This is a genomic window from Actinoplanes octamycinicus, assembly GCF_014205225.1.
In the GTDB taxonomy this organism is placed as follows: domain Bacteria; phylum Actinomycetota; class Actinomycetes; order Mycobacteriales; family Micromonosporaceae; genus Actinoplanes; species Actinoplanes octamycinicus.
On sequence record NZ_JACHNB010000001.1, the window covers coordinates 4,545,950 to 4,561,142 of the forward strand.

The 15,193-nt window shown below is 70.5% G+C and carries 14 protein-coding genes; 6 read left to right on the forward strand and 8 right to left on the reverse strand.

The annotated features are described in order from the left end of the window. Positions 1 to 13: 13 nt before the first annotated feature. From BJY16_RS19890 to BJY16_RS19900, 3 genes are all read right to left on the reverse strand, one after another. On the reverse strand, positions 14 to 790 hold the full coding sequence (locus tag BJY16_RS19890) for an ABC transporter permease (protein ID WP_185041096.1): 777 nt from the start codon (positions 788 to 790) through the stop codon (positions 14 to 16). Continuing rightward, positions 787 to 1,734, reverse strand: coding sequence for an ABC transporter ATP-binding protein (locus BJY16_RS19895; protein WP_185041097.1), 948 nt, complete (start codon positions 1,732 to 1,734; stop codon positions 787 to 789). The genes BJY16_RS19890 and BJY16_RS19895 overlap by 4 nt, the downstream gene beginning before the upstream one ends. Before the next feature lie 143 nt (positions 1,735 to 1,877). Beyond that, on the reverse strand, positions 1,878 to 2,513 hold the full coding sequence (locus tag BJY16_RS19900; RefSeq protein WP_185041098.1) for a PadR family transcriptional regulator: 636 nt from the start codon (positions 2,511 to 2,513) through the stop codon (positions 1,878 to 1,880). Between the two features lie 198 nt (positions 2,514 to 2,711). On the opposite strand from BJY16_RS19900, the gene BJY16_RS19905 reads away from it, so the two are divergent. Further along, a complete protein-coding gene (locus BJY16_RS19905) occupies positions 2,712 to 3,785 on the forward strand; it encodes a hypothetical protein (protein ID WP_185041099.1) in 1,074 nt (357 codons plus the stop codon). Positions 3,786 to 3,838: 53 nt separating this feature from the next. Here the strand turns inward: BJY16_RS19905 and BJY16_RS19910 are convergent, their stop codons facing one another. Continuing rightward, positions 3,839 to 5,347, reverse strand: a complete 1,509-nt coding sequence (locus BJY16_RS19910) for a M28 family metallopeptidase (protein ID WP_185041100.1) — start codon at positions 5,345 to 5,347, stop codon at positions 3,839 to 3,841. Between the two features lie 221 nt (positions 5,348 to 5,568). Between BJY16_RS19910 and BJY16_RS19915 the strand changes: the two genes are divergently transcribed. Next, positions 5,569 to 7,176 (forward strand): alpha/beta hydrolase, encoded by a 1,608-nt coding sequence (locus BJY16_RS19915; RefSeq protein ID WP_185041101.1) that lies wholly within the window; start codon positions 5,569 to 5,571, stop codon positions 7,174 to 7,176. Positions 7,177 to 7,927: 751 nt separating this feature from the next. After that, positions 7,928 to 8,056 carry a hypothetical protein gene (locus tag BJY16_RS47245; RefSeq protein WP_260418295.1) on the forward strand — a complete coding sequence of 43 codons (129 nt, stop codon included), beginning with the start codon at positions 7,928 to 7,930 and terminating at the stop codon, positions 8,054 to 8,056. Positions 8,057 to 9,298: 1,242 nt separating this feature from the next. Here the strand turns inward: BJY16_RS47245 and BJY16_RS19920 are convergent. From BJY16_RS19920 to BJY16_RS19935, 4 genes are read right to left on the reverse strand one after another with little or no spacing between them, the layout of a single operon-like run. Then, a complete protein-coding gene (locus BJY16_RS19920; RefSeq protein WP_185041102.1) occupies positions 9,299 to 10,075 on the reverse strand; it encodes an ABC transporter ATP-binding protein in 777 nt (258 codons plus the stop codon). Positions 10,076 to 10,085: 10 nt separating this feature from the next. Beyond that, positions 10,086 to 10,865 (reverse strand): ABC transporter permease, encoded by a 780-nt coding sequence (locus tag BJY16_RS19925; protein ID WP_239177563.1) that lies wholly within the window; start codon positions 10,863 to 10,865, stop codon positions 10,086 to 10,088. Further along, positions 10,862 to 11,647: an ABC transporter permease gene (locus tag BJY16_RS19930; RefSeq protein ID WP_203759073.1), complete on the reverse strand. Its 786-nt coding sequence runs from the start codon at positions 11,645 to 11,647 to the stop codon at positions 10,862 to 10,864. Before BJY16_RS19930 ends, BJY16_RS19925 begins: the two co-directional genes overlap by 4 nt. Next, positions 11,644 to 12,612 (reverse strand): ABC transporter substrate-binding protein, encoded by a 969-nt coding sequence (locus BJY16_RS19935; protein WP_185041103.1) that lies wholly within the window; start codon positions 12,610 to 12,612, stop codon positions 11,644 to 11,646. The genes BJY16_RS19930 and BJY16_RS19935 overlap by 4 nt, the downstream gene beginning before the upstream one ends. A 103-nt stretch (positions 12,613 to 12,715) precedes the next feature. On the opposite strand from BJY16_RS19935, the gene BJY16_RS19940 reads away from it, so the two are divergent. From BJY16_RS19940 to BJY16_RS49110, 3 genes are all read left to right on the forward strand, one after another. Beyond that, complete coding sequence (locus BJY16_RS19940; protein WP_185041104.1) at positions 12,716 to 13,495, forward strand: IclR family transcriptional regulator domain-containing protein; 780 nt, start codon at positions 12,716 to 12,718, stop codon at positions 13,493 to 13,495. 126 nt (positions 13,496 to 13,621) lie between these two features. Next, a complete protein-coding gene (locus BJY16_RS19945) occupies positions 13,622 to 15,025 on the forward strand; it encodes an OFA family MFS transporter (RefSeq protein ID WP_185041105.1) in 1,404 nt (467 codons plus the stop codon). Beyond that, positions 15,022 to 15,135 (forward strand): MFS transporter small subunit, encoded by a 114-nt coding sequence (locus tag BJY16_RS49110; RefSeq protein WP_425551356.1) that lies wholly within the window; start codon positions 15,022 to 15,024, stop codon positions 15,133 to 15,135. The genes BJY16_RS19945 and BJY16_RS49110 overlap by 4 nt, the downstream gene beginning before the upstream one ends. The last annotated feature ends 58 nt before the right edge of the window (positions 15,136 to 15,193 follow it).

A 15,193-nucleotide genomic window follows, 5' to 3' on the forward strand; every position in this document is an offset into this window, starting at 1 on the left:
TTCGCGCAAAAGATCACACCGATTTCTGGTACGCCCGGAACGTGCGCGTGGCGAGCACCAGGGTCACCGCCGCGAGGCCGAGCAGCCACCCGCACCGGCTGACCACCACACCCCAGTCCGGCGACGCCTGCATCGCCGCCCGGGTGGCGGCCAGGCACCAGTTCACCGGGTTCCACTCGGCGATCCGCTGCATCCAGGACGGCATCAGCGTGGCCGCCATGAACGCCGACGACAGGAAGGTCAGCGGGAGCAGCAGCAACGTGTTGATCCCGATGATCGTCTCGCGCTGCCGGGCCAGCATGCCGACCGTGTTGGAGAGCGCGCTGAAGATCGTCCCGAGCAGCAGCGCGGAGCCCACCAGCACGGTCAGCCCGGCCGCCCCGCCCGGGTAGGACGCCCCGGCGAGCAGCCCGAGCAGGATGATCGCCAGCACCTGCACGGCGGTGGACAGCGCCTGCTCGACGGTCAGCGCGTTCATGATCGCGCCGCGCGCCACCGGGGTGGTGAGCAGCCGGTTCATCGTGCCGCGCTCGATCTCCTCGAGGACGCCCATGCCGGACCACATGTTCGAGGAGACCGCGGTCATCGCGACCACGCCGGGCACGATGTAGTCGAGGTAGGAGCCGCCGCCGAAGCCGGGCAGCTCGACGACCCGGCGGAACAGGTTGCCGAACAGGAACAGCCAGATCGCGGGCTGCACCAGCAGGATCACCACGAAGGCCGGCTGCTTGATCAGCACCTGGAGACGCCGGTTGGTCATCCAGTAGGTGTGCGTGACGAGGGTGGTCATGCCGCGAACCTCCGTCCCGCGTGCCGCAGATACACGTCGTCCAGCGACGGCCGGGCGACCGTCACCGTGGCGACCCCGATGCCGGCCGACTCCAGGGCGGCGAGCGCGGCGGGCACCGCCGCCGCGCCGTCGTCGGCGCGGGCGCTCAGCGTCCGCCCGTCCAGCGCGACGTCGCGCAGCCCGGCGACCCGGGAGATGGCCTGCCGGGCCCGCGGCTCGTCCGGTGGCCGGTGCAGCTCCAGGTGCACGGCGTCGCCGTGCAACTCGCCCTTGAGCTGCGCGGGCGTCCCCTCGGCGACGATCGTCCCGCCGTCCACGATGGCGAGCCGCCCGGCCAGCCGGTCGGCCTCGTCGAGGTAGTGGGTGGTGAGCAGGATGGCCATCGACTCGTCGGCGGCCAGCCGGCCGATCTCGGTCCACATCTCGGCCCGGCCCTCCGGGTCCAGCCCGGTGGTCGGCTCGTCCAGGAACAGCACGCCCGGCTTGTGCACCAGGGCGAGCGCCACGTCCAGGCGCCGCTGCATCCCGCCGGACCAGCCGCGCACCGTCCGGCCGGCGGCCGTGGTCAGGTCGAAGCGGTCGAGCAGCTCGTCGACCCGGCGGTGGAGTGCCCGGCCGCGCATGCCGAAGAGCCGTCCCTGCAGGGTGAGGTTGTCGCGGCCGGTGGCCATCGGGTCGAGCGCGGTGCGCTGCGGCACCACGCCGATCTCCCGGCGCACCCGGTCCGGGTGGCGCAGCACGTCGTGCCCGGCCACGGTGGCCGTGCCGGAGTCCGGGCGGGCCAGCGTCGTCAGGATCTTGACGGTGCTGGACTTGCCGGCGCCGTTCGGCCCGAGCAGGCCGAACACCTCGCCGGCGTGGACCGTGAGGGTGAGCCCGTCCAGGGCCCGCACCCCACCGGGGTAGGTCTTGCGCAGTTCTGTCGCCGTCACGGCGTCACTCATGGTGATCCTTCTCGAGATCGCCACGGTCCGTGTCCCGGTTATCCTGGTTGCTGCTACCCGCCTCGGATCGCCGGGCCGTTCCCGCGGCCGGTGGATGGGGCACGGCCCCGGACGGTGTTCCCGCACCGGCCGGGGCCGCTTTCTTACGTCTCCGTCATGAACTCGGAGAGATCGGGGGGCACCTCGCCGGTCTCGTGGATCCGCCGCCAGGCGGCGATCCCGGCCATGGTGCCGTCACGCAACTCGCGGAGCAGCCCGGTGACCCAGGCGACCTCCGCCTCCCGGATCGCGATCCGGAACTCCGCCTCGATCAGGAAGAGCCGCGGCACCTCGTGCGCGACGGTGCGCAGCTCCTGCCGCATCCGGTCGGTCTCCAGGGCGAGGATGCGCAGCCGCTGCTCCAGCAGGTCGGCCACCTCGTCGGGCGGGAGCACGCCGAGCACCGAGAGGGCGGCCTGCAGCCGCGGATAGTCCGGCTCCGGGGTGCCGACCAGGTCGCGCATCCAGTCGGTCATCTCCTGCCGCCCGGCCTCGGTGATCCGGTACACCGTGCGCTCCGGGCGGCGGCCGGCCCGGACCGTCTCGGTCGCCTCGATGAAGCCGTGCTTCTCCAGGTTCTGCACCACGGTGTAGAGCGAGCCCCACTGGATCTTGATGTCCTGATCCTTGCCGAAGGCGCGCAGCTGGGCCGCGACCTCGTAGGGATGCTGCGGCCGGATGCTGAGCAGCGCCATGATGTGCAGCCCGAGCAGGTTGTTCACCTTGCGCCGCTTCGCCACCTGACTCCTTCCCCCGAATGCTCGTAAACGAGTATTACGCATCCGAATGCTCGGCGGAAGGCCCAGGTCTTACCGATCTCTTACGGACCCCGCCGGCCGGTGGCCCGCGGCATCGACAGGCGTAACGCTGATCCGGTGACCGAACGGGGAACTCTCACCATCAGATCGTGGATAGCCGGATCGATTGCCGTCGCGGCGGTGGCCGCGTCGCCGGCGCCGGTGTCCGCCGCCACGCCGTCCTGGCAGGTCGCGTCGGCGGGCCTGCCGTCGATCAGCCGCCTGCGGGACGTCACCGCGGCCGGACCGTCCGCCGCCTGGGCGGTCGGCTACCAGAACCAGAACTACTACCCGGCGCCGGGCGACGAGCTGAAGCAGCTGTACGCGGTGACCCGGTGGAACGGCGCGACCTGGACGCAGCAGCGGCTGCCGGGCGACCCCGCCGAGCTCAGCGGGGTCAGCGCGTCGAGTGCCGCCGACGTCTGGACCGTGGGCAAGGACCGGCAGCTCAGGCCGTACGCGGCGCGCTTCGACGGCAGCGCGTGGACCGAGGTCCACCCGCTGGTGGCGGACTCCGGGACGGTGCTCAGCGACGTCGCGGCGGCCGACGGGAAGGCGGTGTTCGTCGGCGGTACCGGCACCTCGGAACCGGCGATCGTGGAATGGGACGGGAGCCGGTTCACCGGACGCGCGGTGACCGTCGCCGACTCCTGGGGCTCCGAGCTCTACTCGGTGGCGGCGTTGCCCGGTGGGGCGGCGTTCGCGGTGGGCTACAAGTACCGCGCCGACGGGACCGGGCCGTTCCCGATGGTCCTGGGCCGCCAGGGCGGGACGTGGCGGGTGGCCGCGGTGCCGGTCATCCCGAACGCCACGCTGCTGACCGTGGCGGCGCGCTCGGCCACCGACGTCTGGGCGGTCGGGACGATCGACGACAGCTACACCCGTACGCCGCTGATCCTGCACTTCGACGGGCAGTCCTGGCGGCAGGTCGCCGCGCCGGTGCCGGCCGGCACCCTCTCCGCGGTCGCGGCCGACGCCGCCGGGACCGTCTGGATCACCGGGACCGAGGATTCCGGCCGCACGCTCTACCTGCGTCACCAGAGCGGGCGGTGGACCGTCGAGTACGGCGTCCCGGTCAACTCGACCTACGGCACCGGCCATCCGGCCTTCTCCGGGCTCACCGCGATCCCCGGGGCGCGCGGCGGGTTCTGGGGTGCCGGCGGGGTCCACGACGCCGTCCAGGGGGACATCGCGGTCATCGGGCGGCGGGGCTGACACCGGACCGGTCTGCCACCCACGGGGGATGGCAGACCGGTCCGTGACCGCGATCAGGCCTTGGTGATCGTCACGTTGTCCACGGCGGCCTCGACCAGGGAGGCCGTCCCGGCGTCGGCGGCCTCCACCTTCAAGCGGATGGACTGTCCGGCGTACGGCGAGAGGTTTGCCGAAGCGGCCGTCCAGGCCGCGGCCTTGTTGCTGGCCGCGGCGCTCAGCGTGAGCAGCGGGGTGGTCGTCGTGCCGGAGACCACCGAGATCCGCAGGTAGTCCGCGCTGGTCGCGTTGTTCAGGTGGGCGAGGTACCAGGACAGGTTCAGGGTCAGCGTGCCGGTGGGCAGGGTGATCTGCGGCGAGGTGAGGCTGGTGACGCCGCCGTCCACGTCGTTGGCGCCCGCGCTGGACCCGGCTGCCGCCCCGGTGACCAGGGCGTAGGTGCCGCCGGCCGCGGTGCCGAGCTGGGTGGTCACGCCGGAGCTGCTGGTCGCCTCCGGGTCGCCGCGCTCGAACTTCCCGAGCGTCGCGGTGTCCCCGGCCCCGGCGGTCCAGCCGGTCGAGGTCTCGAAGGTGTCCGACCAGACCGGGGTGCCCGGCGGCGTGGTGCCGCCGCCGTCGGCCAGGGTCCAGACCGCGTAGGCGATGGCGTCCGAGTTCCGGTCCAGCGCGGTGTCGTTGATGTTCGCCGTGGTGTCGCAGGACGCGTGGTAGCACGGGTCGAACGCGGTGGTGGTGCCGCCCCAGAGCGCGACCTGGGCGGACGTCTTGCGGCCCTCGGCGCCGGTGAAGATGCCGCCGGCCGGGATGCCGGCCGCGATGAACGGGCCGTAGTCGCTGCGCCCGTCGAAGTCGGTGCCCCGGGTCGGCACGCCGATCGAGGTGAAGTAGGCGGCCAGGGTCTGCTCGATCTGCGCCGAGCCGGCCGGGCCCGGGCCGGAGCCGGTGTTGTCCGAGTTGTCGCCGTCGTAGAGGAAGTACCCGGGGTTCGGCGAGCCGACCATGTCGAAGTTCAGGTACCCGGTGATCGCGGCCTTCTGCGCGCTGGAGAGCGAGTTGACGTACGCCGTGGAACCGCGCAGCCCGAGCTCCTCGGCGCCCCACCAGCCGAACCGCAGGTGCCGCGTGGGCTGGAAGCCGGAGCGGGCGACCTGCAGCGCGACCTCGAGGTTGGCCGCCGAGCCGGACCCGTTGTCGTTGATCCCCGGACCGGCCGTGACGCTGTCCAGGTGGGCGCCGACCATCAGGGTGTCGCTGGTGTTGCCGCCCGGCCAGTCGGCGATCAGGTTGTAGCCGGTGGCGCCGTTGTAGGTGAAGCTCTGCTGGGTGGTGGTGAAGCCGGCCTGGTCGAGCAGGTTCTTCACATAGGTGACCGAGGCGAGGTAACCGGGGCGGCCGTGCGCCCGGTTGCCGCCGTTGGCGGTCGCGATGCTCTGCAGCTGGGCCAGGTGGGCTTTGACGTTGGCCACCGGGATGTCCGGTGTGGCGGCCGCGGCCACGGCTGGTGCCGGGGCGGCGGCGAGGCCGGCGGTCAGCACGGCGACGCCGATCAGGGGGAGTGATCGCACGGGGGTGTCCCTTCCGGTCAACAAGTATCGACGAGCATGACAGTCCGCGCGGACCGGCACCCCATATCAATCACTACCTATCTCCCCGCAGACCATCGATTGATCCGCCCGGAAATTCGCCGGAACGGATGTGTCACATATCCATGCCTCTATGACTAGGGTGCGAATGATCGCCCGCGCCCACCACGTGCGGCGGGCGTCTCGACAACGGAAGGCAAGGGATGCGGAAAATCCTGGCGGCCACCGTCGCCGCCTCGGTCGGCCTGCTGATCGGCGCCGGTACGATCCCGGCCGCCGCGGCGGCCCACGGCAACCATGGCGGCGGATACACCCCACCACCCATCGACTGGGGCAAGTGCGCCTCCGCGGGCCTGCAGGCCCGCGGCGCGGAGTGCGGCTTCCTGGTCGTACCGCTCGACTACGCCAAGCCCGGCGGGACCAAGATCAAGGTCGCGGTCTCCCGGATCAAGCACAAGTCCAGCGAGGCCCAGTACCAGGGCGTCATGATCACCAACCCGGGCGGCCCGGGCGGTTCCGGCCTGACCCTGTCGGTCCTCGGCGAGTACGTGCCCAACGGCGCCGGTGACTACTTCGACTGGATCGGCTTCGACCCGCGCGGCGTCGGCTCCAGCGTGCCGTCGCTCAGCTGCGACCCGAACTACTTCGGCTACAACCGGCCGTACTACGTGCCGGTCACCCGGCAGCTGGAGAACACCTGGCGGGCCAAGGCCAAGGGGTACGCGAAGGCGTGCGACCGGGCCGGCGGCGCCCTGCTCGACCACGTCAAGACCACCGACACGGTGGCCGACGTGGAGAGCCTGCGCAAGGCCCTCGGGCAGAAGCAGATCAACTACTACGGCTTCTCCTACGGCACCTACCTCGGCCAGGTCTACGCCACCCTGCACCCGGACAAGATCCGCAAGGCGGTCTTCGACGGCGTGGTCAACCCCGACCGGGTCTGGTACGACGCCAACCTGGACCAGGACATCCAGTTCGACAAGAACATGGACGTCTACTTCGGCTGGGTCGCCAAGTACGACTCGGTCTACCACCTGGGCACCACCGCCCGGTCGGTGAAGGCGAAGTACTACGCCACGCTGCAGCAGCTGCGCAAGGCGCCGGCGGCCGGCAAGATCGGCCCGGACGAGTGGAACGACATCTTCGTCTCCGCCGGCTACTATGTCTTCGGCTGGGAGGAGGTCGCCGGCGCGTTCTCCGCCTGGGTGAACGACAAGAACGCGGATGCCCTGCTGGCGCTATACGCGGAGCCCGGCGCGGCCGGTTCGGACAACGGCTACGCCATGTACCTGGCCACCCAGTGCTCGGACGTGAAGTGGCCGACCAACTGGTCCAAGTGGCAGCGGGACAACTGGAAGATCTACGCCAAGTACCCGTTCATCACCTGGAACAACGCCTGGTACAACGCGCCGTGCATCGACTGGGGCACCAAGCCCGGCAAGCCGGTGCGCATCAACGGCACGAAGGCGCCCGCGTTCCTGCTGATCAGCGAGACCGAGGACGCCGCGACGCCGTACGACGGCGCCCTGCGGGTCCGTCAGCTGTTCCCGAAGTCGGTCCTGCTGGAGGGCGTCGGCGGCACCACGCACGCCGGTTCCCTGAACGGCGTGGCCTGCACCGACAACCTCATCGCCGACTACCTGGCCACCGGCGCCCTGCCGGACCGGGTGCGCGGCAACCGCTCGGACGCCCAGTGCGACCCGGTCCCGCAGCCGGACCCGACCGCGGCCGCGGCGTTGAAGGCGGCGTCGTCCGCTGACGGCGGCTCGCGGGCCCTGGTCCGCCCGTCGGGGGCGCTCACCCTGCGCTGAAGGTAGGCAAGGGGAAAGTCCCGGAAGCGGCCCGGCCCGAAAGGGTCCGGGCCGCTTCTCGTTGCCGGATCCCCGCGGTGTCTCGTTGCCGGATCCCCGCGGTGTCTGATTGCCGGATCCCCGCGGTGTCTCATTGCCGGATCCCGGCGGTGTCTGATTGCGGTATCCCCGCGGTGTCTGATTGCCGGATCCCCGCGATGTCTCGCTACCCGAGTCCTGCGGTTTTTCCGTGCCCGATCCGCACCGCTCACACCGCGCGGGGAATTCCGTTTCTCGCTGTGCCCGCCATGCGTCTTTCTTGCCGCGCGTGTCCGACCCTTCCGGTCGAAGGCCGAACCACCCCAAATAGTCCGGCCGATGCCACAATGCGTCAATCGAAGCGAATCCGAAAGGCGCGGCGTCATTCCCTGCAAGGAATTGCGGGTCCGGCTGAGGCTGGGCAAAAATATCGCGAAGTCTGGTTTTGAGGGCCCAGCCACAGCCCGGTGACCCACCGGAACCGCAAGTCTCCGATCAACCCCGGGAGTCACCTCGGCCCCCGGCGCACAGCAACCACCGTTATTCATCAACAACCCACCGCGACCAGCAAGGACCGTCGGTGGTGGCGGTGCCGACGGTGTGGCCGGGGCGGACGGAAGTGGGTGGTGCTGCGACGCAGGTGGTGCGGAAGTGGGTGGTACGGGTGTCACCGATGCGGGCGCGGTCGGCATGCAAGTGGGCGGTGCGGGCGCGAGCGGGACCGACGGCGGCGGTGCCGACGGCGCGGGCCCGTGCGGTTCCGGTGTGGGCGCTGCGCACGTCGGCGGTGCTGGTGCAGGCCGAGTGGGCGCTGCGCACCTCGGCGGTGCTGGTGAAGGCGGTGTGGGCGGTGCCGGCATGAGCGGTGCGCACGTCGGCGGTGCGGACGGCGGTGGTGTGGGCTTGGGCGTTGCTGGTGGTGCTGGGATGAGCGGTGCGCACGTCGGCGGTGCGGACGGCGATGGTGTGGGCTTGGGCGGTGTGGGTGCTGGCGGTACCGACTGTGCCGGTGCGGTTTGTGACTCCGCGCGGGCTCGGCGCAGGCGCATCAATTTCCGGCCGTGGCGCTGCTGAAGGCCCCAACGGCGGTGCTCCTCATGCTGGCGCCGGAAATCGTCACCCACAGGTGAATAGTCGCGTGACCTGGTGCGGTCCCGCATGCGGGAAATCTCCACCCTGCCGATCAGTGATAGCTGACCCATAAGTCAATTGTCCCGCTCCCGCAACACCAAGTGTAAGGACTTGATCATGCCAACCTCCGCTTTCATTATTGTCAGCATCGACGTTGACGGAAATGGTTGCGCGCCAAGCGGCAATGACAGGATGCGAAAGAATTCGACAATCCAGCTACGCCGGCAGGGCACCGGGCTCTGAGCGTGGCGGTCAGCGGGATTGGCCGGAAGGTGGTGGGGGAGGCGGTCAGTGCGATGGGCCCGCGAAGGCGGTTGGCCGGAAGGTGGTGGGGGAGGCGGTCAGCGCGACAGGCCGGGAAGGCGGTTGGCCGGAAGGTGGTGGGGGAGGCGGTCAGTGCGATGGGCCCGGGAAGGCGGTTGGCCGGAAGGTGGTGGGGGAGGCGGTCAGCGGGATGGGCCCGGGAAGGCGGTTGGCCGGAAGGTGGTGGGGGAGGCGGTCAGCGGGATGGGCCCGGGAAGGCGGTTGGCCGGAAGGTGGTGGGGGAGGCGGTCAGTGCGATGGGCCCGGGAAGGCGGTTGGCCGGAAGGTGGTGGGGGAGGCGGTCAGCGGGATGGGCCCGGGAAGGCGGTTGGCCGGAAGGTGGTGGGGGAGGCGGTCAGCGGGATGGGCCCGGGAAGGCGGTTGGCCGGAAGCTGGCGGGGGAGGCGATCAGTGCGATGGGCCCGCGAAGGCGGTCGGCTGGAAGGTGGTGGGGGAGGCGATCAGCGCGACAGGCCGGGCAGGCGATCGGCCGGAAGCTGGCTGCCGAGGCGGTAGGCCAGAAGGTGGTCAGCGGGATCGGGACGCTTCACGGCGTACGCGAAGAAGGGCGGTGCGGGAAAGCGGCCTCGCGCCGAGCCGCATGGATTTCGGAGGTGGTCCCGTAGCCCGGCCCGCCGCAAGCGGCGGACCGGGCTCCGGGATGCCCGCGTCAGCGCTGCGCGGCCTTCTTGGCCAGCTGGATCTGCTCGTAGACGCGGGTGCGCAGCTCGATGAAGCGCGGATCCGCCCGGGTGTGCAGCTGGTCGCGCTCAGCCGGCAGGTCGACCACCAGCTCGTCCTGGACCACGGTCGGCGACGAGGACAGCATCACCACCCGGCGGCCCAGGTAGACCGCCTCGTCGATGTCGTGTGTCACGAAGAGCACGGTCACCTTGAGCCGCTGCCACAGCGCGCGGACCAGGTCTTCCAGGTCGGCCCGGGTCTGCGCGTCGACGGCCGCGAACGGCTCGTCCATCAGCAGCGTCTCCGGCTCGTAGGCGACCGCCCGGGCGATCGCCACCCGCTGCTGCATGCCGCCGGAGAGCTGCCACGGGTACGCCGTCGCGGTGCCGTCCAGCCCGACCGCGTCCAGCGCCCCCTCGACCAGTTCCCGCCGCCGGCCCCGGTCCACGCCTTTCTGCTTGAGCGGCAGCTCCACGTTGTCCCGCACGCTCATCCAGGGGAACAGGCTGCGGCCGTACTCCTGGAAGACCACCGCCATGCCCGGCGGCGGCCCGGTCACCGGTTTGCCGCCCACCCGGACGTCGCCGGAGGTCGGCGTGAGCAGGCCGGAGATGCAGCGCAGCAGTGTGGTCTTGCCGCAGCCGGACGGGCCGACCAGGCAGACCAGGTCGCCGTTGTCCACCGTGAAGGTGAGGTCGCGCAGCGCTTCGACCTCCCGGCCGCCGCCGCTGTAGACCTTCCGCAGGCTCTTCACTTCGAGCATCGTGGCCCTCCTAACCGGCCCGGCGCTGCGCCGCGCGCAGCCCCTCGTACCACCGCAGCGCCCGCCGCTCGGCGAGCCGGAACAGCAGCGAGAGCGCGAAGCCGAGCAGGCCGAGCAGGATGATCCCGCTCCACATCTCGGGGATCGCGAAGCTGCGCTGGAACTGCACGATGGTGAAGCCGAGGCCGTTGCTGGCCGCGAACATCTCGCTGATCACCATCAGGATGATCGCGATGGAGAGCGCCTGGCGCAGTCCGGCCGCGATCTGCGGGGAGGCGGACGGCAGGATCACCCGGGTGAGCCGGGCCGGGCCGGTCACGCGATAGGCGCGGGCGGTGTCCAGCACCACGCTGTCCACCGCGCGGACCCCCTCCACCGTGTTGAGCAGGATCGGCCAGACGCAGCCGAACACGATGACGATCACCTTCATGCCGTCGCCGATCCCGGCGAACAGCATGATCACCGGCACCAGCACCGGCGGCGGGATGGCCCGGAAGAACTCCAGGACCGGCTCCAGCACCGCGCGCAGCCGCCGGTTCAGCCCGATCGCCACGCCCAGTCCGATCCCGATCAGCGCGGCCAGCAGGTATCCGGCGAACAGCCGCAGCAGGCTGGGCGCCACGTCGGCGCGCAACCGCTCCGGCTGCCAGGTGTCACCGAACGCGGTGAGGATGGTGCGCAGCGGCGGCGAGTAGAAGCTCTCGCTGTCGTCGCTGAGCCAGAACCATCCCGCGAAGAGCAGGACCGGCAGGGCAACAACAAAAACGATCCTTTTCAGTACGCCGGTCACGCGGCCACCTCGCCCCGGACGGACTGGTGCCAGGCGAGCAGGTGGCGCTCGCCGGTACGGGTCAGCAGGTTGATCACGACTCCCAGGGCGCCGGTCACCACGATCAGCGCGTACATGGTCGGGACCGCGTCGGAGTTCTGCGCCGTGGCGATCTCCTTGCCCAGCCCGGGCGCGCCGATCACCAGCTCGGCGGTGATCGCCAGGACCAGGGCCACCGAGGCGGCCAGCCGGACGCCGGTGAAGACGTAGGGCAGCGCGGTCGGCCACAGCACGTAGCGCACCCGGCCCCAGGTGGAGAACCGGTAGCTGCGGGCGGTCTCCTCGGCGACCGGGTCGACGTCGGCCACCCCGTACAGCACCTGGACCAGCACCTGCCAGAACGCGGCGTAGCAGACCAGCAGCAGGGTGGAGCCCAGCTGGGTGCCGTAGAGCAGCACGGCGAGCGGGATCAGCGCCACCGACGGGATCGGCCGGAGGAACTCCACCGTGGACGCGGTCAGTGCCCGGAGCACCGGCACCGAACCGATCACCAGGCCGGCCAGCACGCCGGCCAGCACCGCGATGAGCAGGCCGATCGCCCAGGCGTACAGGGTGTCGGCGAGTGCCCACCAGAACGCCGCGGTGCCCGCCTCGTCGGCGAGCGCGGTGGCGATCCGGCTGGTCGGCGGCAGGTACCGCTCCGGCACCAGGCCGAGCCGGGGCAGCAGCTCCAGCATGACGAGCAACCCGGCCAGCCCGGCGACGCCGAGCAGGACCGGGTTGCCACGGCGAGCTGAGGTCACGGCAGCAGCTTGTTCAGGTCCGGGGAGGTGGTGAAGATGCCGTCCTTGGTGCCGAGGTCGGCGAGCGTCTGCACGGACGCCTTGTTGATCTCGACGGGCCACTTCGGCAGGATCACGGCGGCCCGGCCCTTGTCGTCGATCTTGGTGTAGCTGGTCAGGATCTGCCGCACCTCGTCCGGGTGGGCGTCGGCGTAGGTCAGCGACTCGTTGATCGCCTCGGTGAACCGCTTCGCCAGGTCGGCGTTCTCGGCGAGCAGCTTCTGCGAGGTGAAGTAGGCCGCGATGGTCAGGTTCGGCGCGGTGTCGACGAAGGTCGAGGCCACCTCGCGACCGCCGGCCGCCTTGATCGTGGAGAGCTGCGGCTCCACCACCCAGGACGCGTCGACGTCGCCCTTCTCCAGCGCCGCCTGCATGGTCGGGAACGGCATCTCGACGAACTGGATGTTGCTGGGGTCGCCGCCGGCCTTGCGCACCGACTCCCGGGTCACCGTGTCACCGATGTTCTTCAGGGTGTTCACCGAGACCTTCTTGCCGGCCAGGTCCTTGGCCGTCTTGATCGGGCTGTCGCCCTTGACCACCACCGCGCCGAAGTCCTTGGCCTGCACGTTGGTCGACGCCACGCCGGCCGCGACCGCCTTGATCGGCACGTTCTTGGTCTGGGCGATCATCAGCGAGGTCAGGTTGGAGAAGCCGAACTGGAACTCCCCGCTCACCACGCCCGGCACGATGGCCGCGCCGCCCTGGCCGGCCTCCATGGTCAGTTCGATGTTCCGGTTCTTGAAGAACCCCTTCGACTGGCCCAGGTAGATGGGGGCGACGTCGATGATCGGGATGACCCCGACCTTCACCTTGTCCACGCCGCCGGACGAGCTGCCGGAGCTGCTCGAGTCCTTGTCCGAGCCGCAGGCCGCGACCGTGCCGGCCACCAGGACCAGGGCCAGGCCTGCGATCAAACGCCGCCGCATAATCTATTCCTCCGTAGAATCTGTGCGCAGAACGAACGGAAGTTCTCAAAGAGAACGCTAGGATGTGGCTCGTGTCACGTCAACGATTTGTGTCGATCATCCGATGACGCGGGAACCGTACTACGTCCAATCCCTGGAGCGCGGGCTGGCGGTGATCCGTGCATTTGACGCGGAACACCGCGAACTGACGCTCAGCGACGTCGCCCGGCACTGTGGACTGACCCGGGCCGCGGCCCGCCGGTTCCTCCTGACGCTGACCGATCTGGGCTATGTCCGCACCGACGGCCGGCTGTTCTCGCTCACCCCGCGGGTGCTCGAGCTGGGCTACGCGTTCCTCGGTGGACTGAGCCTGCCCGAGGTGGCCGAGCCGCACATGGAGCGTCTGGTCAGCGAGGTACGCGAGTCGTCCTCGCTGTCCGTCCTGGACGGTGACGACATCGTCTACGTGAGCCGGGTGCCGACCTCCCGGATCATGCGGGTGGCGATCAACGTGGGTACCCGGTTCCCGGCCTACGCGACCTCGATGGGCCGGGTGATGCTGGCCGCGCTGCCCGAGGCGGAGCTGGAGGCGTACCTGTCCCGGGCCAAGCTGGAGCCGCTCACCGACCGGACGATCAGCTCGCCCGGCGCGCTCCGGGCCGAGCTGGACCGGGTCCGGGAGAGCGGTCACTCGATCGTCGACCAGGAGCTGGAGGAGGGGCTGCGGGCGATCGCGGCGCCGATCCGGGACCGCTCCGGCAAGGCGGCCGGGGCGCTCAACGTCTCCGTGCACGCGGCCCGCGCGACCGTGGCGACGATCCGGGAGCGGCTGCTTCCGCCGCTGCTCACGGCCACCGCGGCGATCGAGGCGGACCTCCGGATCGCGGCGCCGCGCCGCCGCTGATATTCACCGGTGTGGTTTTCGCCACCGTCGTCCACCGGGTGGGCCGCCGGGGACGTTTGACGCCGGGATAGTTGCGATGCGGATCGAATGTGTTCGATGATGGGCGCCCGAGGGGAGGCGTCCGTCATGTCCCTGTTCTCCGCGCTCGATCCGAAACACACGGTTGCTCCGGCTGGCTGGAGCCGGTGGCTGATCCCGCCGGCCGCGCTCGCGGTGCACCTCTGCATCGGCCAGGTCTACGCCACCAGCGTCTACAAGAACTCGTTCATCGCGCACTTCGACGTCAGTCAGACCGCGATCGGCGTCATCTTCAGCATCGCGATCGTGATGCTCGGGCTCTCCGCCGCGCTCGGCGGCACCTGGGTGGAGGCCAACGGCCCGCGCAAGGCGATGTTCGTCTCCGCCTGCTTCTGGTCGACCGGGTTCCTGGTCAGCGCGCTCGGCATCGGCACCGATCAGCTCTGGCTGGTCTACCTCGGGTACGGCGTGCTCGGCGGGATCGGGCTCGGCATCGGCTACATCTCGCCGGTCTCCACCCTGATCAAGTGGTTCCCGGACCGGCCCGGCCTGGCCACCGGTCTGGCGATCATGGGCTTCGGCGGCGGCGCGCTGATCGCCAGCCCGGCCTCCCGGCAGCTGCTCTCCCTCTACGACCCGGATTACGACCCGAACGTGGCCGGCTCGGTCGCCGACGGGCGCGCGCTGGTCCTGCTCTTCCTGACGCTGGGCATCGGCTACTTTTTGATCATGATGTTCGGGGTGGCGAACATCCGGGTGCCCGCCCCCGGCTGGCGCCCGGCCGGCTGGGATCCGGCCACCGTCGCCGCCAAGCCGCTGGTCACCACGGCGCAGGTGTCCGCCGCCAACGCGCTCCGCACCCGATCGTTCTGGCTGCTCTGGATCGTGCTGTTCTGCAACGTGACCGCCGGGATCGGAATCCTGGAACAGGCCAGCCCGATGATTCAGGACTTCTTCCGTACGGACGGCGCCTCGGCGGTCAGCGTCGCCGCGGCCGGTGGTTTCGTCGGTGTCCTGTCCCTGTTCAACATGGCCGGGCGGTTTGCCTGGTCGTCGACCTCCGACCTGATCGGGCGCAAGCCGATCTACCTGGTGTACCTGGGCGTCGGCATGGTGCTGTACCTGCTGCTGGCCACCGTCGGGGACACCGCGATCGCGCTGTTCGTGCTGCTCGCCGGCGTGATCCTGTCCTTCTACGGCGGCGGCTTCGCCACCGTTCCGGCCTACCTGCGCGACCTGTTCGGCACCTACCAGGTGGGCGCCATCCACGGCCGGCTGCTCACCGCCTGGTCGGCGGCCGGGGTGGCCGGTCCGCTGATCATCAACGGGTTCCTGGACGCCCAGGGCAAACCGGGCACGCTGACCGCCTCGGCCTACCAGCCGGCCCTGCTCACCATGGTCGGCGTGCTCGCCGTCGGCTTCGTCGCCAACCTCCTGATCCGTCCGGTCCCGTCTCGTCACCACGAACCGGCCGCTCCGGCGGCCGCCGTCGCGAAGGAGGCCGCCGCATGACCGGCTCCGGCTCCACCCTCCGGCTGGTGCTCTCCTGGGCGCTGGTCGGCGTGCTGCTCGGTTACGGCATCGTCCAGACCGTGCTGACCGCTGCCAAACTATTCGATTAGCCGGCCACGCTGTCGACGCAGGGCAACCGTTCGGTCACGCCATTTCGGCGAACCGGCG